The following is a 24,770-nucleotide window of genomic DNA, read 5'->3' as shown; positions in this document are numbered from 1 at the left end:
AGGCACGTGATGCGCGTGAACGAAGGATGAAAAAAAACCGCCCGGCAGAACCGGGCGGTTTCGGTGACAGCGATGATAGCAAGGCAACGCGGCTTGCGCCGCCCCGCGCTTACTCGGCTGCCGGGTGTTGCGGCTCTTCCGCCGGCGCGCTCGGCGTGCCGAAGTCGAATGCCTCTTCCGCTGCGATCTGGTCGAAACGCTCGCGATCCGACGATTCCTTCGCCTTGCGTGCCTTGTGGAACGCGAGACCCGTACCGGCCGGAATCAGACGGCCGACGATCACGTTTTCCTTCAGGCCGCGCAGATCGTCGCGCTTGCCCATGATCGCCGCTTCGGTCAGCACGCGGGTCGTTTCCTGGAACGATGCCGCGGAGATGAACGAGTCGGTCGACAGCGATGCCTTCGTGATACCGAGCAGCACGTTGTCGTACGAAGCCGGGCGCTTGCCCTCGGCGATCATGCGATCGTTCTCGTCCAGCATGTCGGAACGTTCGACCTGTTCGCCCGGGATGAAGCGCGTATCACCGTTGTCGGTGATCTGCACACGACGCAGCATCTGGCGAACGATCACCTCGATGTGCTTGTCGTTGATCTTCACGCCCTGCAGACGGTACACGTCCTGCACTTCGTCGACGATGTAGCGCGACAGCGCCTCGATACCCTGCAGACGCAGGATGTCGTGCGGATCGGCCGGACCGTCCACGATCATTTCGCCCTTGTTGACGACCTGTGCATCGTGAACCAGAACCTGCTTTTCCTTCGCGATCAGGAACTCGTGCTGGTTGCCCTCGAGGTCCGTGATGACGAGACGCTGCTTGCCCTTCGTGTCCTTGCCGAACGACGTCGTACCGGTGACTTCCGCGAGAATGCCGGCATCCTTCGGGGAACGCGCTTCGAACAGTTCCGCCACCCGCGGCAGACCGCCGGTAATGTCACGCGTCTTCTGCGCTTCCGTCGGGATACGTGCGAGCACTTCACCGACCTGCACCTGCTGACCATCCTTCACGGTGATCAGTGCGCCGACCTGGAAGCCGATCTGCACTGCGTGCTCCGTGCCCGGAATCTTCACTTCCTCGCCGTTCGCGTCGAGCAGCTTCACCTGCGGACGCACGCTCTTCGAAGCCTGCGAACCGCGGCGCTTCACGTCGATCACGACCAGCGTCGACAGGCCGGTCACGTCGTCGATCTGCTTCGCGACGGTCACGCCTTCCTCGACGTTCTCGAACTTCACCGTACCACCGTACTCGGTGATGATCGGGCGCGTCAGCGGATCCCACGTGGCGAGCTGCGTGCCGGCCTTGATGGTCGCGCCGTCGAGCTGCAGCAGCGTCGCGCCGTACGGCACTTTGTGACGCTCGCGCTCGCGACCGAAGTCGTCGGTGATCATCGCTTCGCCCGAACGGGAAATGACGATCTGCTCGCCCTTCGCGTTCGTGACGTAGCGCATCGTCGCCGTGAAGCGGACGATACCGTTGCTCTTCGCTTCGACCGACGAAGCCACTGCCGCACGCGATGCCGCACCACCGATGTGGAACGTACGCATCGTCAGCTGCGTGCCCGGTTCACCGATCGATTGCGCCGCGATCACGCCGACTGCTTCGCCGACGTTCACGAGCGAGCCGCGGCCGAGGTCTCGGCCGTAGCAGGCTGCGCACAGGCCGTAACGCGTTTCGCAGGTCAGCGGCGTGCGCACGCGCACTTCGTCGATGCCGAGGCGTTCGATTTCCTCGACCGCCGTTTCGTCGAGCAGCGTGCCCGATTCGTACAGCGTTTCCTGCGTTTCCGGATTCACGACGTCCGCGACCGCGACGCGGCCGAGGATACGGTCGCGCAGCGCTTCGACGACTTCACCGCCTTCGACCAGCGCCTTCATCGCCACGCCGTTCGACGTGCCGCAATCGTCTTCCACCACGACCAGATCCTGCGTGACGTCGACCAGACGACGCGTCAGGTAACCCGAGTTCGCGGTCTTCAGTGCCGTATCAGCCAGACCCTTACGTGCACCGTGGGTCGAGATGAAGTACTGCAACACGTTCAGACCTTCGCGGAAGTTCGCGGTAATCGGCGTCTCGATAATCGAGCCGTCCGGCTTCGCCATCAGGCCTCGCATACCAGCCAGCTGACGAATCTGAACCGCCGAACCCCGGGCGCCCGAGTCGGCCATCATGTAGATCGAGTTGAACGACTCCTGGCGCGTCTCGTTGCCGTCGCGATCGATCACCGGCTCCGTCGACAGCTGCTCCATCATCGCCTTGCCGACCGCTTCCGACGTCGCCGACCAGATGTCGACCACGTTGTTGTAGCGTTCCTGCGCGGTGACGAGACCCGACATGTACTGGCGGTCGTACTCCTTCACCTTCTTCGCGGCGTCGCCGACGATCGTTTCCTTCTGCGGCGGCACGAGCATGTCGTCCACGCAGATCGAGATGCCGGCACGCGTTGCGAGACGGAAACCCGACTGCATCAGCTGGTCGGCGAACACCACCGTCGCGCGCAGACCGCACTTGCGGAATGCCGTGTTGATCAGGCGCGAGATTTCCTTCTTCTTCAGCGGCTTGTTCAGCACCGAGAACGGCAGGCCGTGCGGCAGGATCTCCGACAGGATCGCGCGGCCGACGGTCGTCGCGTACAGCGTGATCTTCGGCACGAATTCCGGCGCGCCTTCCGACGTGTCCTCGTTGCGGACCATTTCGGTGATCCGCACGTTGACGCGCGAGGCCAGCTCGACTTCCTTGTTCTCGTACGCGCGGATGACTTCCGACACGCCCGTGAACGACAGGCCTTCGCCCTTGCCGTTGATCGCTTCGCGGGTCGCGTAGTACAGACCCAGCACGATATCCTGCGACGGCACGATCGACGGATCGCCGTTGGCCGGGAACAGCACGTTGTTCGACGCGAGCATCAGCGTGCGCGCTTCCATCTGCGCTTCGAGCGACAGCGGCACGTGAACGGCCATCTGGTCACCGTCGAAGTCGGCGTTGAACGCCGCGCAGACGAGCGGGTGCAGCTGGATTGCCTTGCCTTCGATCAGCACCGGCTCGAACGCCTGGATACCGAGACGGTGCAGCGTCGGCGCACGGTTCAGCATCACCGGGTGCTCGCGGATCACCTCTTCGAGGATGTCCCACACCACCGGCGTCTGGTTCTCGACTTCCTTCTTCGCAGCCTTGATGGTCGTAGCTACCCCCATCACTTCCAGCTTGTTGAAGATGAACGGCTTGAACAGCTCGAGCGCCATCAGCTTCGGCAGGCCGCACTGGTGCAGCTTCAGCGTCGGGCCGACCACGATGACCGAACGGCCCGAGTAGTCGACGCGCTTGCCCAGCAGGTTCTGACGGAAACGACCGCCCTTGCCCTTGATCATGTCGGCGAGCGACTTCAGCGGACGCTTGTTCGCGCCCGTCATCGCCTTGCCGCGACGACCGTTGTCGAGCAGCGAGTCGACGGCTTCCTGCAGCATCCGCTTTTCGTTGCGGACGATGATTTCAGGCGCCTTCAGCTCGAGCAGACGCTTCAACCGGTTGTTACGGTTGATCACGCGGCGATACAGGTCGTTCAGGTCCGACGTCGCGAAACGGCCGCCGTCCAGCGGCACGAGCGGACGCAGTTCCGGCGGCAGCACCGGCAGCACTTCGAGGATCATCCACTCGGGCTTGATGCCCGAACGCTGGAATGCCTCGAGGACCTTCAGGCGCTTCGCGTACTTCTTGATCTTCGCTTCCGAGCCCGTGTTCTTCAGCTCGGTGCGCAGCGTCTCGACCTGCTCGTCGATGTTGATCGCGCGCAGCAGTTCACGCACGCCTTCCGCGCCCATTTCGGCACGGAATTCGTCGCCGTATTCCTCGACCTTGTTGTAGTAATCCTCCTCGGTCATGATCTGCCGCGCCTTCAGCGGCGTCATGCCCGGTTCGATCACCACGTACGCTTCGAAGTACAGCACGCGTTCGATGTCGCGCAGCGTCATGTCGAGCACCATGCCCAGACGCGACGGCAGCGACTTCAGGAACCAGATGTGCGCGACCGGCGAGGCCAGCTCGATGTGGCCCATCCGTTCGCGACGCACCTTCGCCAGCGTCACTTCGACGCCGCACTTCTCGCAGATCACGCCGCGGTGCTTCAGGCGCTTGTACTTGCCGCACAGGCACTCGTAGTCCTTGATCGGCCCGAAGATCTTCGCGCAGAACAGACCATCGCGTTCCGGCTTGAACGTACGGTAGTTGATGGTCTCCGGCTTCTTCACTTCGCCGAACGACCACGAACGGATCTTGTCGGGCGAGGCCAGACCGATCTTGATCGCGTCGAAAACTTCTTCCTGTTGGACTTGCTTGAATAGATCGAGCAGAGCTTTCATTGCTTTCTCTCCGTAGTCCGATTAATTGCGGTCGAGATCGATATCGATACCGAGCGAGCGGATTTCCTTCACGAGCACGTTGAAGGATTCCGGCATGCCTGCATCGATCACGTGGTCGCCCTTGACGAGGTTTTCGTACACCTTCGTCCGGCCGGTCACGTCGTCCGACTTCACCGTCAGCATTTCCTGCAGCACGTAGGACGCGCCGTACGCTTCGAGTGCCCACACTTCCATTTCACCGAAACGCTGGCCACCGAACTGCGCCTTACCACCCAGCGGCTGCTGCGTGACGAGCGAGTACGGGCCGGTCGAACGCGCGTGCATCTTGTCGTCGACCAGGTGGTGCAGCTTCAGGTAGTGCATGTAGCCGAGCGTCACGCGACGTTCGAACATTTCACCCGTGCGGCCGTCGTACAGACGGACCTGGTTCTTCGACGGGTTCATGCCGAGCTGTTCGGCGATGTCGTCCGGGAACGCGAGGTCGAGCATCTTGCCCATTTCTTCCTCGGTCGCACCGTCGAACACCGGCGTCGCGAACGGCACGCCTTCGCGCAGGTTCTTCGCGAGTTCGAGGATCTCGTCGTCGGTGAAGCTTTCCAGATCTTCCTGGCGGCCCGACTCGTTGTAGATCTTCGTCAGGAACGTGCGCAGTTCCTCGATCTTCGCCTGACGCTGCAGCATTTCGCCGATACGCCAGCCGAGGCCCTTCGCGGCCCAGCCGAGGTGCACTTCCAGAACCTGACCCACGTTCATCCGCGACGGCACGCCGAGCGGGTTCAGCACGACGTCTGCCGGACGGCCATCGGCCATGTACGGCATGTCTTCGATCGGGACGATCTTCGACACGACACCCTTGTTACCGTGACGGCCTGCCATCTTGTCGCCAGGCTGCAGACGGCGCTTCACCGCGAGGTACACCTTGACCATCTTCAGCACGCCCGGCGGCAGTTCGTCGCCTTGCGTGAGCTTCTTGCGCTTTTCTTCGAACGCGAGATCGAACTGGTGACGCTTCTCTTCGATCGAGTTCTTGATCGCTTCGAGCGATGCCGCTGCTTCGTCGTCCGCGAGGCGGATGTCGAACCAGTGGTAGTGGTCGAGATCTTCCAGGTAAGCCTGGTCGATCTTCGTGCCCTTCGCGAGCTTCTTCGGACCGCCGTTCGCGACCTTGCCCACGAGCATGCGGGCGAGACGCTGGAATGCGTCGCCTTCCACGATGCGCAGCTGGTCGTTCAGGTCGAGACGGTAGCGCTTCAGTTCGTCGTCGATGATCTGTTGCGCACGCTTGTCGCGCTGGATGCCTTCACGCGTGAACACCTGGACGTCGATCACGGTGCCGCTCATGCCCGACGGCACGCGCAGCGACGTGTCCTTCACGTCCGAAGCCTTCTCGCCGAAGATCGCGCGCAGCAGCTTCTCTTCCGGCGTCAGCTGGGTCTCGCCCTTCGGCGTGACCTTGCCGACCAGCACGTCGCCTGCTTCGACTTCAGCACCGATGTACACGATGCCCGATTCGTCGAGACGGCCGAGCTGGACTTCCGCCAGGTTCGAGATGTCGCGCGTGATTTCTTCCGGCCCGAGCTTCGTGTCGCGTGCAACGACGTTCAGCTCTTCGATGTGGATCGACGTGTAGCGATCGTCCGCGACCACCTTCTCCGAGATCAGGATCGAATCCTCGAAGTTGTAGCCGTTCCACGGCATGAACGCGATCAGCATGTTCTGGCCGAGCGCGAGCTCGCCCAGGTCCGTCGAGGCGCCGTCGGCCAGCACGTCGCCGCGCGAGACCTTGTCGCCCATCTTCACGATCGGACGCTGGTTGATGTTCGTGTTCTGGTTCGAACGCGTGTACTTGATCAGGTTGTAGATGTCGACACCGACTTCACCCGCGACTGCTTCGTCGTCGTTCACGCGAATCACGATACGGCCTGCGTCGACGTAGTCGACCACACCGCCGCGGAACGCCTGGACCGTCGTACCCGAGTCGACCGCGCAGGTGCGCTCGATGCCCGTACCGACGACCGGCTTTTCCGGACGCAGACACGGCACGGCCTGACGCTGCATGTTCGAGCCCATCAGCGCGCGGTTCGCGTCATCGTGCTCGAGGAACGGAATCAGCGATGCGGCCACCGACACGATCTGCGACGGCGCGACGTCCATGTACTGGATACGGTCCGGCGTGACCATCATCGTTTCGCCGGCTTCGCGCGACGACACGAGTTCGTCGATGAGTCGGCCGTCTTCGTCGATCGCGGCGTTCGCCTGAGCGATCATGTAGCGGCCTTCCTCGATCGCCGACAGGTAGTCGATCTGATCGGTCACCTTGCTGTCCACGACCTTGCGGTACGGCGTCTCGAGGAAGCCGTACTCGTTCAGGTGCGCGTACAGCGCGAGCGAGTTGATCAGGCCGATGTTCGGACCTTCCGGCGTTTCGATCGGGCACACGCGGCCGTAGTGGGTCGGGTGCACGTCGCGGACTTCGAAGCCTGCGCGTTCGCGCGTCAGACCGCCCGGGCCCAGTGCGGAAACACGGCGCTTGTGCGTGATTTCCGACAGCGGGTTGGTCTGGTCCATGAACTGCGACAGCTGCGACGAGCCGAAGAACTCGCGAATCGCCGACGAAATCGGCTTCGAGTTGATCAGGTCGTGCGGCATCAGGTTTTCGCTTTCGGCCTGGCCGAGGCGTTCCTTGACCGCGCGCTCGACACGCACGAGACCGGCGCGGAACTGGTTTTCCGCCAGTTCGCCGACGCAACGCACGCGACGGTTGCCGAGGTGGTCGATGTCGTCCACTTCGCCCTTGCCGTTGCGCAGCTCGACGAGGATCTTGATCGTCGCGAGGATGTCGTCGTCCTGCAGCGTCATCGGGCCGACGATCTCGTCACGGCCGACGCGGCGGTTGAACTTCATGCGGCCGACCTTCGACAGGTCGTACGCTTCTTCGCTGTAGAACAGACGGTTGAACAGGGCCTCGACCGCTTCTTCGGTCGGCGGCTCGCCCGGACGCATCATGCGGTAGATCGCGATGCGCGCGGCCGTCTTGTCGGTCGTTTCGTCGACACGCAGCGTCGACGAGATGTACGGGCCCTGATCCAGATCGTTCGTGTAGAGCGTCTGGATGTCCTTGATGCCCGCTTCGCGCAGCTTCTCGAGCACGCTTTCCGTGACTTCGTCGTTCGCGCTCGCGATCACTTCGCCGGTGTCGCCGTCGACGACGTTCTTCGCCAGCACGCGGCCGAGCAGATAGTCTTCCGGCACCGAGATGAACTTGGTCTTCGCGGCTTCGAGGTCGCGAATGTGCTTCGCGTTGATCCGCTTGTCCTTCTGGACGATGACCTTGCCATCACGATCCGTGATGTCGAAACGCGCGACTTCACCACGCAGGCGCTCGGGCACGAACTCGAGTTGCGCGCCTTCGTCCATCAGCGTGAAATTGTCGAACACGAAGAAGTTCGCGAGGATCTGTTCCGGCGTCAGGCCGATGGCCTTCAGCAGGATCGTGACCGGCATCTTGCGGCGACGGTCGACGCGGAAGTACAGGATGTCCTTCGGATCGAATTCGAAGTCGAGCCACGAACCGCGGTACGGAATGATCCGTGCCGAGAACAGCAGCTTGCCCGAGCTGTGCGTCTTGCCCTTGTCGTGTTCGAAGAACACGCCAGGCGAACGATGCAGCTGCGAGACGATGACACGCTCGGTGCCGTTGATGACGAACGAGCCCGTCGGCGTCATGAGCGGAATTTCGCCCATGTACACTTCCTGCTCCTTCACTTCCTTGACGACCGGCTTGTTCGGCGATTCCTTGTCGAGGATGACGAGGCGGACCTTCGCGCGCAGCGCGGAGCAGTACGTCAGGCCTCGCTGCTGGCATTCCTTGATGTTGAATGCCGGCGAGGACAGCGCATAGCTCACGAACTCGAGGCGCGCGAAACCGTTGTGCGAAACAATGGGAAATACCGATGTGAACGCCGCCTGCAAACCTTCAGGCTTACGTTGCGTCGCGGGCACATCGGCTTGCAGAAACGTGCTGAATGATTCAAGCTGAGTAGCCAGCAAGAACGGAACTTGGTGAACGATGGGGCGCTTCGCGAAACTCTTGCGAATGCGCTTCTTCTCGGTGAAGGAATATTGCATACGATCTCCGAATCACGGCGGGTGCTATCGAGGCGGAATACCTGGACGTTTCAAACCCGAGTGTTCACCGACTGAGACCCGATGGCCGTTCGACGGCTTGAACGAGCCGAGAAGCTTGGTGGTTGGCCGCTACCAACCGCTGGCTGACGGCAGCGGATGCCTGTGTTGCCCGCTACCCGACCAAACTTGCCTTCTGCAGTCGCTTCAGAAGACAAAGAGAACCGCCAATCGTGCGTGATTCATCACAACGATCAGGCGGTTTTCTTTGGCTTCTGGGGCCGATTATTCGGGCTCCCGAATGAGTGCCAGAATAACGTCCCCACAAAGCACAAAAAGGCCGGCGGTGAAAATACCGCCAGCCTTCGCACAGCGCGCCGAAACTTACTTGACTTCGACCTTCGCGCCAGCTTCTTCCAGCTTCTTCTTGGCTTCTTCAGCAGCAGCCTTGTCGACGCCTTCCTTGATGGGCTTCGGTGCACCGTCAACCAGGTCCTTCGCTTCCTTCAGGCCCAGGCCCGTCAGTTCGCGAACGGCCTTGATGACCGAAACCTTGTTGGCGCCGGCTTCAGCCAGGACGACCGTGAATTCGGTCTTCTCTTCTGCAGCAGCAGCAGCGCCGCCGCCTGCCGGGCCAGCGACTGCCACTGCAGCTGCCGACACGCCAAACTTCTCTTCGAACGCCTTGACCAGTTCGTTCAGTTCCAGAACGGTCATCCCTTCGACTGCTGCCAGGATGTCTTCTTTTGCGATTGCCATTTGAAATACTCCTAAATTGAATTCGGATACAGCCAGCGATCAGTAACGCTGATGCACGTTCGCTTATGCAGCTTCCGCTTGCTTCTTCTCGGCCAGCGCGGCCAGAGCACGCGCGAAGCCCGAAACAGGCGCTTGCATAACGAACAGCAGCTTCGAGAGCAGTTCTTCGCGGCTCGGGATGCTTGCCAGCGCTTGCACGCCAGCCTTGTCCATCACCTTGCCATCGAACGAACCAGCCTTGATGACCAACTTGTCATTGCTCTTGCTGAAGTCGTTGACGACCTTAGCAGCAGCAATTGCATCTTCCGAGATGCCGTAGATCAACGGACCAGTCATCTGCTCTGCCAGCGGAGCAAACGGCGTACCTTCGACGGCGCGACGCGCCAGCGTGTTCTTCAACACGCGCAGGTAAACCTTTTGCTCACGCGCTTGCGCGCGCAGCTTGGTCAGATCGCCAACCGCAATTCCACGATACTCAGCCAGCACAACGGTCTGGGCCTTCGCGACTTGCGCGGAAACCTCAGCGACGACGGCTTGCTTGTCTTCTCTATTAAGCGGCACGGTTAGCCTCCAGAAACGATACGTTCGGCATGGCCGGCATGGCCGAAACCTCACGTACCTCGTTCAACAACGGCGTCCGACCTCGTTAGGAGTATTTCCACCTCACGCCGCGAATCGCTTCGCGGCCTGCGGCTTCACCACTGCAAAACTTTTTCGGGTTCGCCATCTGCGTTGGCTTGAATTAAGGGGATCACCCGACTGCTGCGCCCCACCAACGGTCTTTGATAACCGGTTGTCCGCCCTGCTGCGCGAACAACCGCCCAAAGCCCATGTGGGCCGCTTCGCGAACGAAACGGCCCGAATACTTGCTTACTGTGCTGCCAGCGTAGCCTGGTCGACACGCACGCCGACGCCCATCGTGCTCGACAGTGCGATCTTGCGCAGGTACACGCCCTTGCTCGTTGCCGGCTTTGCCTTCTGCAGCGCTTCGATCAGCGCCGACAGGTTCGAACGCAGCGCGGTCGGCTCGAACGATGCACGGCCGATGGTCGCGTGGATGATACCGGCCTTGTCGACACGGAATTGCACCTGACCAGCCTTCGCGTTCTTGACGGCGGTGGCGACGTCCGGCGTGACCGTACCGACCTTCGGGTTCGGCATCAGGCCGCGCGGGCCGAGGATCTGGCCGAGCGTACCGACGATACGCATCGTGTCCGGCGAAGCGATCACGATGTCGAAGTCCATCTGGCCAGCCTTGATCTGCTCAGCCAGGTCTTCCATACCGACGATTTCCGCGCCTGCTGCACGAGCCTGCTCGGCCTTTTCGCCTTGCGCGAACACGGCAACGCGAACCGACTTGCCCGTACCTGCCGGCAGAACGACCGAACCACGAACGACCTGGTCCGACTTCTTCGCATCGATGCCGAGCTGGACTGCGACGTCGATCGACTCGTCGAACTTCGCGCTCGCGCATTCCTTCACGAGGCTCAGTGCGTCTTCGATCGCGTACAGCTTCTGACGGTCGACCTTGGCGGCAAATGCCTGACGGCGCTTGGAGATCTTAGCCATTTACACGCCCTCCACAGTGATACCCATCGAGCGTGCGCTACCAGCGATGGTGCGAACGGCTGCGTCCAGATCAGCTGCCGTAAGGTCCGGCATCTTGGTCTTCGCGATTTCTTCGGCTTGAGCGCGCGTGATCGAACCGACCTTGTCGGTGTGCGGCTTGCTCGAGCCCTTGTCCACCTTCGCCGCCTTCTTGATCAGGACGGTCGCCGGCGGCGTCTTCATCACGAACGTGAAGCTCTTGTCAGCGAATGCCGTGATGACCACCGGCACCGGCAGACCCGGCTCCATGCCTTGAGTCTGCGCGTTGAACGCCTTGCAGAACTCCATGATGTTCAGGCCGCGCTGGCCCAGTGCCGGACCGACCGGCGGCGACGGGTTGGCTTTACCTGCAGGGATCTGCAGCTTGATAAAGCCGATAATCTTCTTTGCCATTTGAAACCTCATTGGAACGCCGGAGAAGGCGTTCGGTGAGTGATAACGCGCTTTCGCCGCTGGCTACTGACGCTCCTCAACGGCCATGACGCGGGCCGTAAGCGCGAAGGTGGGCAGCCGAGGCTGCCCACCGAATCGGGATCAAACTTTTTCGACCTGGCCGAATTCGAGTTCGACCGGGGTGGATCGGCCAAAAATTGTGACCGACACACGCACACGCGATTTTTCGTAGTTGACTTCTTCGACGGTGCCGTTGAAGTCCGTGAACGGGCCTTCCTTGACGCGCACCATCTCGCCGACTTCGAACAGGGTCTTCGGGCGCGGCTTTTCGACGCCTTCCTGCATCTGCGACATGATCTTCTCGACTTCCTTCGGGGAAATCGGAGTCGGGCGGTTACGCGCACCGCCGACGAAACCGGTGACCTTCGCCGTGTTCTTCACGAGGTGCCACGTTTCGTCCGTCATTTCCATTTCCACGAGCACGTAGCCGGGGAAGAAACGACGCTCGGTCACTGCCTTGTGGCCGCCTTTGACTTCGACCACTTCTTCGGTCGGGACCAGGATCTGACCGAATTTGTCCTGCATGCCAGCACGTTCGATGCGCTCCTGAAGCGCGCGTTGCACGCTCTTCTCCATACCGGAGTAGGCGTGCACGACGTACCAACGCTTTCCGCTCGGGGATGCCGGAGTATCGCTCATATCATTTCCAACCCAGAATCGCCGAGAAAATCACCCATTCGATCGATTTGTCGCTCAACCAGAGGAAAATCGCCATCACGAGCACGAAACCGAACACGACGAGTGTGGTTTGCGTTGCTTCCTTGCGGGTGGGCCATACGACCTTCCGGACTTCCTTGTACGAATCCTTGGCAAACGCGATGAGGCTCTTGCCAGGGGCGGACATCAGCCCGACGGCCACGCCGGCGATGATACCTACCGCCAACGCGGCACCGCGGACATACCACTGCTGATTGGCCAGCCAGAAGAAGCCCACGAATCCGGCCAACACCAGCAATACGCCCAGGGCCAGCATCAGCTTATCGCCGGAGGTATTTACAGTTTCGACGGATGGATTCGCCATAACACCTTAAAACAAATGCCACGTGGGACACGTGGCGATTTTTGGCAGGGGCAGAGGGAATCGAACCCCCAACCTTCGGTTTTGGAGACCGACGCTCTGCCAGTTGAGCTATACCCCTAAACCATGTTGGGGCCGGCTGATGCCAGCCCCAAAACTGTCGATCAACGAATAACTGGCTTACTCGATGATCTTGGCGACGACGCCGGCGCCGACCGTACGGCCGCCTTCGCGGATCGCGAAGCGCAGACCTTCTTCCATCGCGATCGGAGCGATCAGCTTCACCGTGATCGACACGTTGTCGCCCGGCATCACCATTTCCTTGTCCTTCGGCAGCTCGATCGAGCCCGTCACGTCCGTCGTACGGAAGTAGAACTGCGGACGGTAGTTGTTGAAGAACGGCGTGTGACGGCCGCCTTCGTCCTTGCTCAGCACGTACACTTCAGCCGTGAAGTGCGTGTGCGGCGTGATCGAACCCGGCTTCGCCAGAACCTGGCCACGCTCCACGTCTTCACGCTTCGTGCCGCGCAGCAGGATACCCACGTTGTCGCCTGCCTGACCTTGATCCAGCAGCTTGCGGAACATTTCAACGCCCGTGCAGGTCGTCTTCACCGTCGGCTTGATACCGACGATTTCGATTTCCTCGCCGACCTTCACGATGCCGCGCTCGACACGACCCGTCACCACCGTACCACGGCCCGAGATCGAGAACACGTCTTCCACCGGCATCAGGAACGCGCCGTCAACTGCACGCTCCGGCGTCGGGATGTACGTGTCCAGCGCGTCGGCCAGGCTCATGATCGCCACTTCGCCCAGCTCGCCCGTGTCGCCTTCCAGCGCCAGCTTCGCCGAACCCTTCACGATCGGCGTGTCGTCGCCCGGGAAGTCGTACTTCGACAGCAGTTCGCGAACTTCCATCTCGACCAGCTCGAGCAGTTCAGCGTCGTCCACCATGTCGCACTTGTTCAGGAACACGATGATGTACGGAACGCCAACCTGACGCGCCAGCAGGATGTGCTCACGCGTTTGCGGCATCGGGCCGTCTGCTGCCGAGCAAACCAGGATCGCGCCGTCCATCTGCGCCGCGCCCGTGATCATGTTCTTCACATAGTCAGCGTGGCCCGGGCAGTCGACGTGTGCGTAGTGGCGGTTAGCCGTTTCGTACTCGACGTGCGCCGTGTTGATCGTGATGCCGCGCGCCTTTTCTTCCGGTGCCGCGTCGATCTGGTCGTATGCCTTCGCTTCGCCGCCGAACTTCTTCGTCAGAACCGTCGTGATCGCTGCCGTCAGCGTCGTCTTGCCGTGGTCAACGTGACCAATCGTACCAACGTTCACGTGCGGCTTGGTCCGCTCAAACTTTTCCTTGGCCATTTTCAACTCCCAAAAGGAATTTCACAGGTTGCGCCGCGCGCAAACAAGACACTGACTTTTTACTGCTGGTGCCCATGGGCAGGATCGAACTGCCGACCTCTCCCTTACCAAGGGAGTGCTCTACCACTGAGCCACATGGGCGCTACGCTTCAACTTAGCGGTCTGGAGCGGGTGAAGGGAATCGAACCCTCGTCGTAAGCTTGGAAGGCTTCTGCTCTACCATTGAGCTACACCCGCACGGGCCACTAACGATTCCTTGCCGCTCACTGCGCTGATATCTTGGTGGAGGAGGTTGGATTCGAACCAACGTAGGCGTAAGCCAACAGATTTACAGTCTGCCCCCTTTAGCCACTCGGGCACCCCTCCGTAGAGAACTGACGATTATGGGGGTGCATCGCACTCCTGTCAAGCATATCCGGAAGATTATTTTCACTTTCTTCCCGACTCCTGCTTCCCGCCGATCCCCGCCCTTGCCCGGCTAAGGCAAGCGCGAGATGTTGCCGACCGGCGCCACATCTTCGTCAGACTCCGCCTTCAGCGCGGATCTGCATCTGCGCTAAAAACGAAAGACCGCCATCATACGGCCTCTTTCGCACAATGCCAAGCGGGTAGACACAAAATTTCGGCAAATTTCGTGCCGGGCGTGTTCGGCCAGCAGGGCGTCGGGGGTTCACGGGAGGTTCGTCAGCGCTTCTTGCAGGAAATAGCGGCTTTGCAGCGGGCACTGCAGGCTGCCCGCCCCGATCCAGGCCAACATGGGGACAAATGCTTTCGCGCCCCCTTCCGCAATCGGGGCGAACCGGCCTCATTGCCGAATTCGATCACCCTGTTGCGTTCGACGACTTTCCCGGGGGCACGATATCGTCCCGAATCGCCGGCCTCCCTCCGGTGCCCATCTCCACGCGCCAGCCTGCTTCCTTCATATGCCGCGCTTGCTCTGTAACGGCATTCCTTTGTGGTGCAGCGACATGCCGCGGCTTCGGCAGACTCTTGGTGCCGCTCGAGGTCGATCAGGACGATTCGACAGCCAGCATGACTCTCGGCTGCACCGCCGTTACCGGCGCCGTGCTCCGCGGTTGGGGAGCATCAACGATTGCAGCCCGCGCTCGATTCCTTGATGTGTGGGTCGGCACGCGCCGGCTCTCTCGCGGCACAACAGCGGAATCGGGAAGCGATGGCTCGATGCCGTCTCGAGCGATGAACGCGACGGTTCTGCACGTCCCGCTGCCCTGCTTGCGGGCACTGCTGGCGACGCGCGCCCTGGTCCAGGCCTCTCTCTGGCCTTGCTACCGCCGCGTCGAACGTTCCGCCGGCCGGCATCGCTGTGTCTCGTCGTGCAAACCGCTCAGCGTCAGCATCGAATCGGCATCGCGGCGAATCTTCGGCGTACACCGAGACATCACAACTGTTCGTATGGTGCCCGCCACGTCCAGCTGCGCTCCCAATTTCGGCGCCGCGCTCCACGGATGAGCCGCCGTCACGCCACACGCGCCCAAAGACAGTGGAAAGCGTATAGATGGCGCAGGAGCGTCGACATCCGAAGTGCGCTGCCCGGCAGTGTTCGAGCTGCCCCGGACTCACGACCGGAACACGGCACCGCAGTCTCCATCTGCAGGAGACTCTCTGCCCGGCGATCCGAATACGGTCGCACAAAACGCGCTCTAGGCGTCGACGCCGACAGCACATCCTTCACATCGATGGGAAAAGGCCTAGGCCACGGAGGTGAGGCTACCTATCCGCTCATCGGCGAAATTTACGCGTTACGGAACGGTCAACGGGCGGCCGTCGAGAGGAATCGCACCGCTTTTTGATCTTCTTTGGCCCCGCGATACGCACACGGCTCGGCGGACCGTCGACCGCGACTCAAGCGTAGATCGCGGCCCGATAGGGCTATTTCAGGCGAAGATATAGCGAGTTAGAACGGAAATGTCGCCTAATAGCAACGCCGCGCCTCCCTGGCGGGACGCAGCTCGGTCGCGTGGTTTCGCGAGGAACGCACGCACATTTGGCACTTGCGACAAGAGAGCCGGAAGCGCGGACATCCCACCCGTTCTTGCCACCAACCCGCGGGAGATAGAGCGAGCGCAGGGCGCACCCGCTGCCACGCGATATGCGCAGCGCACCGAGGCAGAAGACGCGCTCGATACACCGGCGATCAAGGCGCGTTGATCGATTATCGGGTGACGTGGGGTAGCCAGACCTGGCGGGCGCCTGTGTCGAACAAGGCCGGCCGGAAGATTACTCTGGCGAAGTTGTCCAAGGCGATTTCTCGCCGCGGCCCTGATGGCCGCCGACACAAACGAAAAATAGAAGGTTCGTGATTTCAGCAACATTAGTTGCTGGCGTACAGGCATCCCGACGGGCGAGATGCATTTGGCCAATCTCGAGGAGACGATTTCGATTTGAGCCAACGCCTTCGACACCCAACTCGTGCCACACGGCGCTTCGCCGCACGCTTTTCTGGCGCGCCAATGCAAAAACCCCCGCCTTTCGGGCGGGGGTTTCTGGCTTAGGGAGCCTGACGATTACCTACTTTCACACGGGAATCCGCACTATCATCGGCGTAGAGTCGTTTCACGGTCCTGTTCGGGATGGGAAGGGGTGGGACCGACTCGCTATGGTCATCAGGCAAAGGGGGTTGTTCTGCTGGCGTGGCCAACAGAACCAATCTGGGAAGAAGCAGTAATTTAGGTTGTGTGTATCACACACGAGAATCCAACTTGTCGCTCTGGATCGCGGCCAGTGCTTGCGCACGGCGCCGATCTACAAGGCAGACTTGTTATAGGATCAAGCCTTACGGGCAATTAGTATCAGTTAGCTGAACGCATTACTGCGCTTACACACCTGACCTATCAACGTCCTGGTCTCGAACGACCCTTCAAGGGGATCTAGTCCCCAGGGATATCTCATCTTAAGGCGAGTTTCCCGCTTAGATGCTTTCAGCGGTTATCTCTTCCGAACATAGCTACCCGGCGATGCCACTGGCGTGACAACCGGTACACCAGAGGTTCGTCCACTCCGGTCCTCTCGTACTAGGAGCAGCCCCCTTCAAATATCCAACGCCCACGGCAGATAGGGACCAAACTGTCTCACGACGTTTTAAACCCAGCTCACGTACCTCTTTAAATGGCGAACAGCCATACCCTTGGGACCGGCTACAGCCCCAGGATGAGATGAGCCGACATCGAGGTGCCAAACACCGCCGTCGATATGAACTCTTGGGCGGTATCAGCCTGTTATCCCCAGAGTACCTTTTATCCGTTGAGCGATGGCCCTTCCATACAGAACCACCGGATCACTATGACCTGCTTTCGCACCTGCTCGACTTGTCGGTCTCGCAGTTAAGCACGCTTATGCCATTGCACTATCAGCACGATTTCCGACCGTACCTAGCGTACCTTCGTACTCCTCCGTTACGCTTTGGGAGGAGACCGCCCCAGTCAAACTGCCTACCATGCACTGTCCCCGACCCGGATCACGGGCCAAGGTTAGAACCTCAAACAAACCAGGGTGGTATTTCAAGGACGGCTCCACCGAAACTAGCGTTCCGGTTTCATAGCCTCCCACCTATCCTACACAGATCGGTTCAAAGTCCAATGCAAAGCTACAGTAAAGGTTCATGGGGTCTTTCCGTCTAGCCGCGGGTAGATTGCATCATCACAAACACTTCAACTTCGCTGAGTCTCGGGAGGAGACAGTGTGGCCATCGTTACGCCATTCGTGCAGGTCGGAACTTACCCGACAAGGAATTTCGCTACCTTAGGACCGTTATAGTTACGGCCGCCGTTTACCGGGACTTCAATCAAGAGCTTGCACCCCATCATTTAATCTTCCGGCACCGGGCAGGCGTCACACCCTATACGTCCACTTTCGTGTTTGCAGAGTGCTGTGTTTTTATTAAACAGTCGCAGCCACCAGTTTATTGCAACCCCTTCACCCTCCTGGCGCAGGCCAGTCAAGCTACAAGGGCGTACCTTATCCCGAAGTTACGGTACCAATTTGCCGAGTTCCTTCTCCCGAGTTCTCTCAAGCGCCTTAGAATACTCATCTCGCCCACCTGTGTCGGTTTGCGGTACGGTCATCGTTAGACTGAAGCTTAGAGGCTTTTCTTGGAACCACTTCCAATTGCTTCGCTCCCTAAGGAGCTCGCGCCACACCCTTGAATCCTGCGCCCGGATTTGCCTAAGCGCCTTCTCCAATGCAGCGACCGGGACTTCCAACACCCGGACAACCTTCCGCGATCCGTCCCCCCATCGCATCTAACAATGGTGCAGGAATATTGACCTGCTTCCCATCAGCTACGCATTTCTGCCTCGCCTTAGGGGCCGACTCACCCTACGCCGATGAACGTTGCGTAGGAAACCTTGGGCTTACGGCGAGGGGGCCTTTCACCCCCTTTATCGCTACTCATGTCAGCATTCGCACTTCCGATACCTCCAGCACCCTTTACAAGGCACCTTCGCAGGCTTACGGAACGCTCTCCTACCATGCGTGCTAAGCACGCATCCGCAGCTTCGGTATATAGCTTAGCCCCGTTACATCTTCCGCGCAGGACGACTCGATCAGTGAGCTATTACGCTTTCTTTAAAGGGTGGCTGCTTCTAAGCCAACCTCCTGACTGTTTTAGCCTTCCCACTTCGTTTCCCACTTAGCTATATTTGGGGACCTTAGCTGGCGGTCTGGGTTGTTTCCCTCTTGACACCGGACGTTAGCACCCGATGTCTGTCTCCCGTGATTGCACTCTTCGGTATTCGGAGTTTGCTATGGCGGGGTAATCTGCAATAGACCCCCCAACCATGACAGTGCTCTACCCCCGAAGGTGAGACACGAGGCACTACCTAAATAGTTTTCGGAGAGAACCAGCTATTTCCAGGTTTGTTTAGCCTTTCACCCCTATCCACAGCTCATCCCCTAACTTTTCAACGTTAGTGGGTTCGGACCTCCAGTACGTGTTACCGCACCTTCATCCTGGCCATGGATAGATCACCTGGTTTCGGGTCTACGCCCAGCAACTGAACGCCCTATTCGGACTCGCTTTCGCTACGCCTGCCCTATACGGTTAAGCTTGCTACTGAACGTAAGTCGCTGACCCATTATACAAAAGGTACGCCGTCACCCCTTGCGAGGCTCCGACTGTTTGTATGCATGCGGTTTCAGGATCTATTTCACTCCCCTCCCGGGGTTCTTTTCGCCTTTCCCTCACGGTACTGGTTCACTATCGGTCGATCACGAGTATTTAGCCTTGGAGGATGGTCCCCCCATCTTCAGACAGGATTTCACGTGTCCCGCCCTACTTGTCGCACACCTAGTTCTTTCATACTGTTTTCGCCTACAGGGCTATCACCTGCTATGGCCGCACTTTCCAGAGCGTTCGGCTAACAATACAAATAAAGAGTGCAAGGCTCATCCCATTTCGCTCGCCACTACTTTGGGAATCTCGGTTGATTTCTTTTCCTGCGGTTACTTAGATGTTTCAGTTCACCGCGTTCGCTTCACATGGCCTATGTATTCAGCCATGGATACTCCAAAAGGAGTGGGTTTCCCCATTCGGACATCTACGGATCAAAGCTCGTTTGCCAGCTCCCCGTAGCTTTTCGCAGGCTACCGCGTCCTTCATCGCCTGTGATCGCCAAGGCATCCACCACATGCACTTGTTCGCTTGACCCTATAACGAGTCTGTCTCGTTACAGGTTGAGTTCTCGCGTTGTGCCGTATTCCAATTGAGCCGAACATTAAGTTCGAATCATCTTGAGATACATCGATACAATCACAACCCGGATAGTTTCCACGTCCATCTCAAGACGCTTCCGCTATCCAAATTACTTACTTCTTCCAGATTGTTAAAGAACGACAGCCGATACTTTCGTACCGCTCTGACTGGCTCAATCGCCAATGACAAAGACTCGAACAATCGTCATTCGAATGTTTGTCATTGAGGATTGGTGGAGGCAGACGGGATCGAACCGACGACCCCCTGCTTGCAAAGCAGGTGCTCTCCCAGCTGAGCTATGCCCCCATGTACAGACTTGCCTCAGGTGTACCTACCGCCAGACAATGGTGGGTCTGGTTGGATTCGAACCAACGACCCCCGCCTTATCAAGACGGTGCTCTAACCGACTGAGCTACAGACCCCTGAGTCTGTCTTTAATTTACAGCCGATAAGCGTGAGCGCTCAACTTGTGCGAGATAGCTCTGGAAAGGAGGTGATCCAGCCGCACCTTCCGATACGGCTACCTTGTTACGACTTCACCCCAGTCATGAATCCTACCGTGGTGACCGTCCTCCTTGCGGTTAGACTAGCCACTTCTGGTAAAACCCACTCCCATGGTGTGACGGGCGGTGTGTACAAGACCCGGGAACGTATTCACCGCGGCATGCTGATCCGCGATTACTAGCGATTCCAGCTTCATGCACTCGAGTTGCAGAGTGCAATCCGGACTACGATCGGTTTTCTGGGATTAGCTCCCCCTCGCGGGTTGGCAACCCTCTGTTCCGACCATTGTATGACGTGTGAAGCCCTACCCATAAGGGCCATGAGGACTTGACGTCATCCCCACCTTCCTCCGGTTTGTCACCGGCAGTCTCCTTAGAGTGCTCTTGCGTAGCAACTAAGGACAAGGGTTGCGCTCGTTGCGGGACTTAACCCAACATCTCACGACACGAGCTGACGACAGCCATGCAGCACCTGTGCGCCGGTTCTCTTTCGAGCACTCCCGCCTCTCGGCAGGATTCCGACCATGTCAAGGGTAGGTAAGGTTTTTCGCGTTGCATCGAATTAATCCACATCATCCACCGCTTGTGCGGGTCCCCGTCAATTCCTTTGAGTTTTAATCTTGCGACCGTACTCCCCAGGCGGTCAACTTCACGCGTTAGCTACGTTACTAAGGAAATGAATCCCCAACAACTAGTTGACATCGTTTAGGGCGTGGACTACCAGGGTATCTAATCCTGTTTGCTCCCCACGCTTTCGTGCATGAGCGTCAGTATTGGCCCAGGGGGCTGCCTTCGCCATCGGTATTCCTCCACATCTCTACGCATTTCACTGCTACACGTGGAATTCTACCCCCCTCTGCCATACTCTAGCCTGCCAGTCACCAATGCAGTTCCCAGGTTGAGCCCGGGGATTTCACATCGGTCTTAGCAAACCGCCTGCGCACGCTTTACGCCCAGTAATTCCGATTAACGCTTGCACCCTACGTATTACCGCGGCTGCTGGCACGTAGTTAGCCGGTGCTTATTCTTCCGGTACCGTCATCCCCCGACTGTATTAGAGCCAAGGATTTCTTTCCGGACAAAAGTGCTTTACAACCCGAAGGCCTTCTTCACACACGCGGCATTGCTGGATCAGGCTTTCGCCCATTGTCCAAAATTCCCCACTGCTGCCTCCCGTAGGAGTCTGGGCCGTGTCTCAGTCCCAGTGTGGCTGGTCGTCCTCTCAGACCAGCTACTGATCGTCGCCTTGGTAGGCCTTTACCCCACCAACTAGCTAATCAGCCATCGGCCAACCCTATAGCGCGAGGCCCGAAGGTCCCCCGCTTTCATCCGTGGATCGTATGCGGTATTAATCCGGCTTTCGCCGGGCTATCCCCCACTACAGGACATGTTCCGATGTATTACTCACCCGTTCGCCACTCGCCACCAGGTGCAAGCACCCGTGCTGCCGTTCGACTTGCATGTGTAAGGCATGCCGCCAGCGTTCAATCTGAGCCAGGATCAAACTCTTCAGTTCAAACCTGTTACTGTTTTCGGTTCAGTTAAGAACCGGTCGCTCACTCAAAGCTGACAGGAATATGAATCACTTCATAAACCTGACTTACTTTAGTGTGAGACTCTTGATACTTTTGCCATCTGATCCGAGGATCAGCTCGCTGCCATCAAGCGCCCACACTTATCGGCTGTTAATTTTTAAAGAGCATGTCTGCGAGGGATCTTGAACCCCTCAGCAGCGCTGCGTTTTCAGCAGCAGAGAAGCGAGATTATGAACCGTGTTTCGCAATTCGTCAACAACTTTCTGAACGACTTCGTTGCGACTGCGGGGCTCAACTTCCGTACCGCCGAGGCTCGCTACTTCCGAACCCCAACAGCACCGCTTCCCTTCCTTCCGCGCCGCGTTTCCGTTAGCGCGAAAGAGGCGTGATTCTAAGCACCTGTCCCCATCCATGCAAGCGCTTTGTGAAGAAAGTTTGAAAAAGCCTCCGTGCGCTCACGCGCACGGAGGCTTTGGGCTCGACGGGCCGGGAAGCGCGGACGATCCACCAGCCGTCGGCAACGTTCCCTTCTATATATAGAGCGTGTCAGCTGCCGCCCGCAGCAGCCTGCAGTCGCTCGACCGGCACCGCGTCGGCCATCGCCGTGTAGCCGGCGTCGCTCGGATGGATACCGTCGCCGCTATCGTATCGGCGTTGCAGCACGCTCGGGCGCGCCGGATCGCGCAGCGCCGCGTCGAAGTCCACGACGCCGTCGAACCCGCCGCCGCTGCGGATCCACCGGTTCACCTCGAGCCGGATCGCCTCGCGCCCGGCCGGCAGCGCCGCCGGCGTGAGTGTCGCGCCGAAGACCTTCACGCCCTGTCGGTGCGCCGTCTCGATCAGCCGGCGATAGCCATCGATCAGCGATGCAGCCGTCACCGGCGTATGCGGGTGATCGCAATCGAGCCCCGCGCGCGGCGGCATCGCCGCGAAATTGATGTCGTTGATCCCGATCAGCACGATCGCCGCCTTCACGCCCGATCGCGACAGCGCGTCACGCTCGAACCGCGACGCAAGCGACGTGCCGTAACACGCGGAATCGCTGAGCAGCCGGTTCCCGCTGATGCCGAGATTCACGACGCCGACCGAATCGGCACCCGCTGCCGCCAGCCGGCGTGCGAGCGCGTCGGGCCAGCGGCGGTTCCGGTTCACGCTGGAGCGCAGCCCGTCGGTGATCGAATCGCCGATCGCCGCGACGCTGGCGTGTGCGGGACCAGCTTTGACGGCCAGTTCGGTCACCCACGCATATTGGGTAAAGCGGGTGCGAAACGTCGCGGCGCCCGGATCGTTCACGTGATCACCCGGCCCGGACACATAGTTGAACTGGTTCGACACGCGATGCCAGACCGTCATCCGCTGGTTCGGCCCCATCTGGAGGCTGATCGCATACGGCTGCGCGGCCGTCACGCCGATCGCCACCGGGTCGCTTTCGAGTTCCTGGCCCGGCGCGAGCGTCACCGACGCCTTGCCGCCGAACCGGACCGGCACCGCCGCACCACCGGCGAGCGCGGCCCCTTCGCCGGCGCGCGCGAGACTCGCGGCCTCGACGACCAGCGGCGCGCGACCGTATGCGTTGCTCACGCGAATCCGCGCCGCCCGCCCCGACACGGTCGGGTAGACGATCTGACGCACGGTTCGCCCGGCCACGTCTGGCGCGCGGTAGAGCGGCGGCGGTGCGGCGAGGTCGGGAATCGGCTGCAGCGCGGTCGCCCACGCAGCGACCCACCCGGCCGGCGCGGCCGACGCTGCAAGCGGCGACACGAGAACGGCCGCACCCAGCACAGCCGCGGCGAAATTGCTTCGAAATGACATCGGCAAAATCCTCATCGGAAAGCGGGCATTGTGCCGCAGAAGATGCCGGCCCCACGTGCGGGGCCGCACTTGCTCCGCTTGATCGCGCCCCGATGTCCCTCGTTTACCCGAGTCCCGCCGCAAATCCACAAGAAATTTATTAACCGACCGGTCGGTTGGTTTATACTTCGCACACACTCAACCGGACGAGAGCCTTCGCCATGTACACGCAATCCCTCGACATCCCCGGCAACGTCGCGCCGCTCGACGCCGCAGCCGAGTCGCCCGAACAGGCGCGGTTCGATGCGGTGATGGCCGCGGACGGCAAGATCGAACCGCAGGACTGGATGCCCGACGCGTATCGCAAGACGCTGGTGCGCCAGATCTCGCAGCACGCGCACTCCGAAGTCGTCGGCATGCTGCCGGAAGGCAACTGGATCTCGCGCGCGCCGAGCCTGAAGCGCAAGGCGATCCTGCTCGCGAAGGTGCAGGACGAAGCCGGCCACGGCCTCTATCTTTATAGCGCGGCCGAAACGCTCGGCGTATCGCGCGATTCGCTGATCGACGCGCTGCACGCCGGCAAGGCGAAATACTCGAGCATCTTCAACTACCCGACGCCGACCTGGGCCGACGTCGGCGTGATCGGCTGGCTGGTCGACGGCGCCGCGATCATGAACCAGATCCCGCTGTGCCGCTGCACGTACGGTCCGTACGCGCGCGCGATGATTCGCGTGTGCAAGGAGGAGTCGTTCCATCAGCGCCAGGGTTTCGACGCGTTGCTGTCGATGATGAAGGGCACCGACGCGCAGCGCGCGATGGTCCAGCAGGCCGTGAACCGCTGGTGGTGGCCGGTGCTGATGATGTTCGGCCCGAGCGACGCCGATTCGGTCCACAGCAGCCAGTCCGCCAAATGGGGCATCAAGCGGATCTCGAACGACGATCTGCGCCAGAAATTCGTCGACGCGACGGTCGACCAGGCGAAGGTGCTCGGCGTGACGCTGCCCGACCCCGACCTGAAATGGAACGAAGCGCGTGGCCACCACGACTACGGCGCGATCGACTGGGACGAATTCTGGCGCGTGGTCAACGGCGACGGCCCGTGCAACAAGGAACGCCTCGCGACGCGCGTGAAAGCCCACGAGGATGGCGCCTGGGTGCGCGAAGCCGCGCTCGCGCACGAAGCGAAGCGCCGCGCCCGCGCCGAACAGCAGGCCGCCTGAGCGGCCCCCTCGAATTCAGGAATCAGGAGAAAACGATGAACAAGGAATGGCCGATCTGGGAAGTGTTCGTGCGCAGCAAGCAGGGCCTCGACCACAAGCATTGCGGCAGCCTGCACGCGGCCGACGCGACGATGGCGCTGCGCATGGCGCGCGACGTCTACACGCGTCGCCAGGAAGGCGTGAGCATCTGGGTGGTGCCGTCGTCGGCGATCACCGCGTCGGACCCGAGCGAGAAGGCCGAACTGTTCGAACCGGCGGGCGACAAGATCTACCGTCATCCGACGTTCTACACGCTGCCCGACGAAGTCAACCACATGTAACGCCCG

General features: G+C 60.2%; 12 protein-coding genes, 6 tRNA genes and 3 rRNA genes. 2 read left to right on the top strand and 19 right to left on the bottom strand.

What is annotated here, in order from left to right; genetic code table 11:
- Positions 1 to 109: 109 nt before the first annotated feature.
- The 19 genes from rpoC to KU887_RS01535 form a co-directional block, all read right to left on the bottom strand.
- Positions 110 to 4,351: a DNA-directed RNA polymerase subunit beta' gene (gene rpoC, locus KU887_RS01625; RefSeq protein ID WP_006482896.1), complete on the bottom strand. Its 4,242-nt coding sequence runs from the start codon at positions 4,349 to 4,351 to the stop codon at positions 110 to 112.
- A gap of 21 nt (positions 4,352 to 4,372) precedes the next feature.
- Entirely contained in the window at positions 4,373 to 8,479 is a 4,107-nt protein-coding gene (gene rpoB, locus KU887_RS01620; RefSeq protein ID WP_006482874.1) for a DNA-directed RNA polymerase subunit beta, read from the bottom strand.
- 381 nt (positions 8,480 to 8,860) lie between these two features.
- Positions 8,861 to 9,235: a 50S ribosomal protein L7/L12 gene (rplL, locus tag KU887_RS01615; RefSeq protein WP_006482911.1), complete on the bottom strand. Its 375-nt coding sequence runs from the start codon at positions 9,233 to 9,235 to the stop codon at positions 8,861 to 8,863.
- 63 nt (positions 9,236 to 9,298) lie between these two features.
- Positions 9,299 to 9,796 carry a 50S ribosomal protein L10 gene (gene rplJ, locus KU887_RS01610; RefSeq protein ID WP_006482916.1) on the bottom strand — a complete coding sequence of 166 codons (498 nt, stop codon included), beginning with the start codon at positions 9,794 to 9,796 and terminating at the stop codon, positions 9,299 to 9,301.
- 309 nt (positions 9,797 to 10,105) lie between these two features.
- Positions 10,106 to 10,804 carry a 50S ribosomal protein L1 gene (gene rplA, locus KU887_RS01605; RefSeq protein ID WP_006482906.1) on the bottom strand — a complete coding sequence of 233 codons (699 nt, stop codon included), beginning with the start codon at positions 10,802 to 10,804 and terminating at the stop codon, positions 10,106 to 10,108.
- Complete coding sequence (rplK, locus tag KU887_RS01600; protein WP_006477201.1) at positions 10,805 to 11,236, bottom strand: 50S ribosomal protein L11; 432 nt, start codon at positions 11,234 to 11,236, stop codon at positions 10,805 to 10,807.
- 141 nt (positions 11,237 to 11,377) lie between these two features.
- Entirely contained in the window at positions 11,378 to 11,935 is a 558-nt protein-coding gene (gene nusG / locus KU887_RS01595) for a transcription termination/antitermination protein NusG (RefSeq protein ID WP_006400672.1), read from the bottom strand.
- A gap of 1 nt (position 11,936) precedes the next feature.
- On the bottom strand, positions 11,937 to 12,317 hold the full coding sequence (secE, locus tag KU887_RS01590; protein WP_006482892.1) for a preprotein translocase subunit SecE: 381 nt from the start codon (positions 12,315 to 12,317) through the stop codon (positions 11,937 to 11,939).
- A gap of 42 nt (positions 12,318 to 12,359) precedes the next feature.
- Positions 12,360 to 12,435: transfer RNA gene (locus KU887_RS01585), tRNA-Trp, on the bottom strand.
- A 59-nt stretch (positions 12,436 to 12,494) separates the two neighbouring features.
- Entirely contained in the window at positions 12,495 to 13,685 is a 1,191-nt protein-coding gene (gene tuf, locus KU887_RS01580) for an elongation factor Tu (protein ID WP_006482910.1), read from the bottom strand.
- Between the two features lie 66 nt (positions 13,686 to 13,751).
- A tRNA-Thr gene (locus KU887_RS01575) sits at positions 13,752 to 13,826 on the bottom strand.
- Between the two features lie 22 nt (positions 13,827 to 13,848).
- A tRNA-Gly gene (locus KU887_RS01570) sits at positions 13,849 to 13,922 on the bottom strand.
- A 43-nt stretch (positions 13,923 to 13,965) separates the two neighbouring features.
- Positions 13,966 to 14,051 (bottom strand) — tRNA-Tyr (locus KU887_RS01565).
- 2,150 nt (positions 14,052 to 16,201) lie between these two features.
- A 5S ribosomal RNA gene (gene rrf / locus KU887_RS01560) occupies positions 16,202 to 16,314 on the bottom strand.
- A 154-nt stretch (positions 16,315 to 16,468) separates the two neighbouring features.
- Positions 16,469 to 19,350: ribosomal RNA gene (locus KU887_RS01555) — 23S ribosomal RNA — on the bottom strand.
- Positions 19,351 to 19,625: 275 nt separating this feature from the next.
- Positions 19,626 to 19,701, bottom strand: a tRNA-Ala gene (locus KU887_RS01550).
- 39 nt (positions 19,702 to 19,740) lie between these two features.
- Positions 19,741 to 19,817: transfer RNA gene (locus tag KU887_RS01545), tRNA-Ile, on the bottom strand.
- Positions 19,818 to 19,881: 64 nt separating this feature from the next.
- A 16S ribosomal RNA gene (locus KU887_RS01540) occupies positions 19,882 to 21,414 on the bottom strand.
- The 16S, 23S and 5S rRNA genes sit together here with 2 tRNA genes alongside, the layout of an rRNA operon.
- 565 nt (positions 21,415 to 21,979) lie before the next feature.
- Complete coding sequence (locus tag KU887_RS01535; RefSeq protein ID WP_060263595.1) at positions 21,980 to 23,245, bottom strand: SGNH/GDSL hydrolase family protein; 1,266 nt, start codon at positions 23,243 to 23,245, stop codon at positions 21,980 to 21,982.
- A gap of 200 nt (positions 23,246 to 23,445) precedes the next feature.
- Here KU887_RS01535 and paaA point away from each other — a divergent pair, with 200 nt between their 5' ends.
- Both paaA and paaB read left to right on the top strand, forming a co-directional pair.
- Positions 23,446 to 24,444, top strand: coding sequence for a 1,2-phenylacetyl-CoA epoxidase subunit PaaA (paaA, locus tag KU887_RS01530; protein ID WP_034201096.1), 999 nt, complete (start codon positions 23,446 to 23,448; stop codon positions 24,442 to 24,444).
- A 35-nt stretch (positions 24,445 to 24,479) separates the two neighbouring features.
- Entirely contained in the window at positions 24,480 to 24,764 is a 285-nt protein-coding gene (paaB, locus tag KU887_RS01525) for a 1,2-phenylacetyl-CoA epoxidase subunit PaaB (RefSeq protein ID WP_006482881.1), read from the top strand.
- The last annotated feature ends 6 nt before the right edge of the window (positions 24,765 to 24,770 follow it).

The organism is Burkholderia sp. EMB26, from assembly GCF_024730645.1.
Taxonomy (GTDB): Bacteria; Pseudomonadota; Gammaproteobacteria; order Burkholderiales; family Burkholderiaceae; genus Burkholderia; species Burkholderia cenocepacia.
Note: the sequence above shows the minus strand (reverse complement) of the source record. Positions and strands in the feature narration are given on the sequence as shown.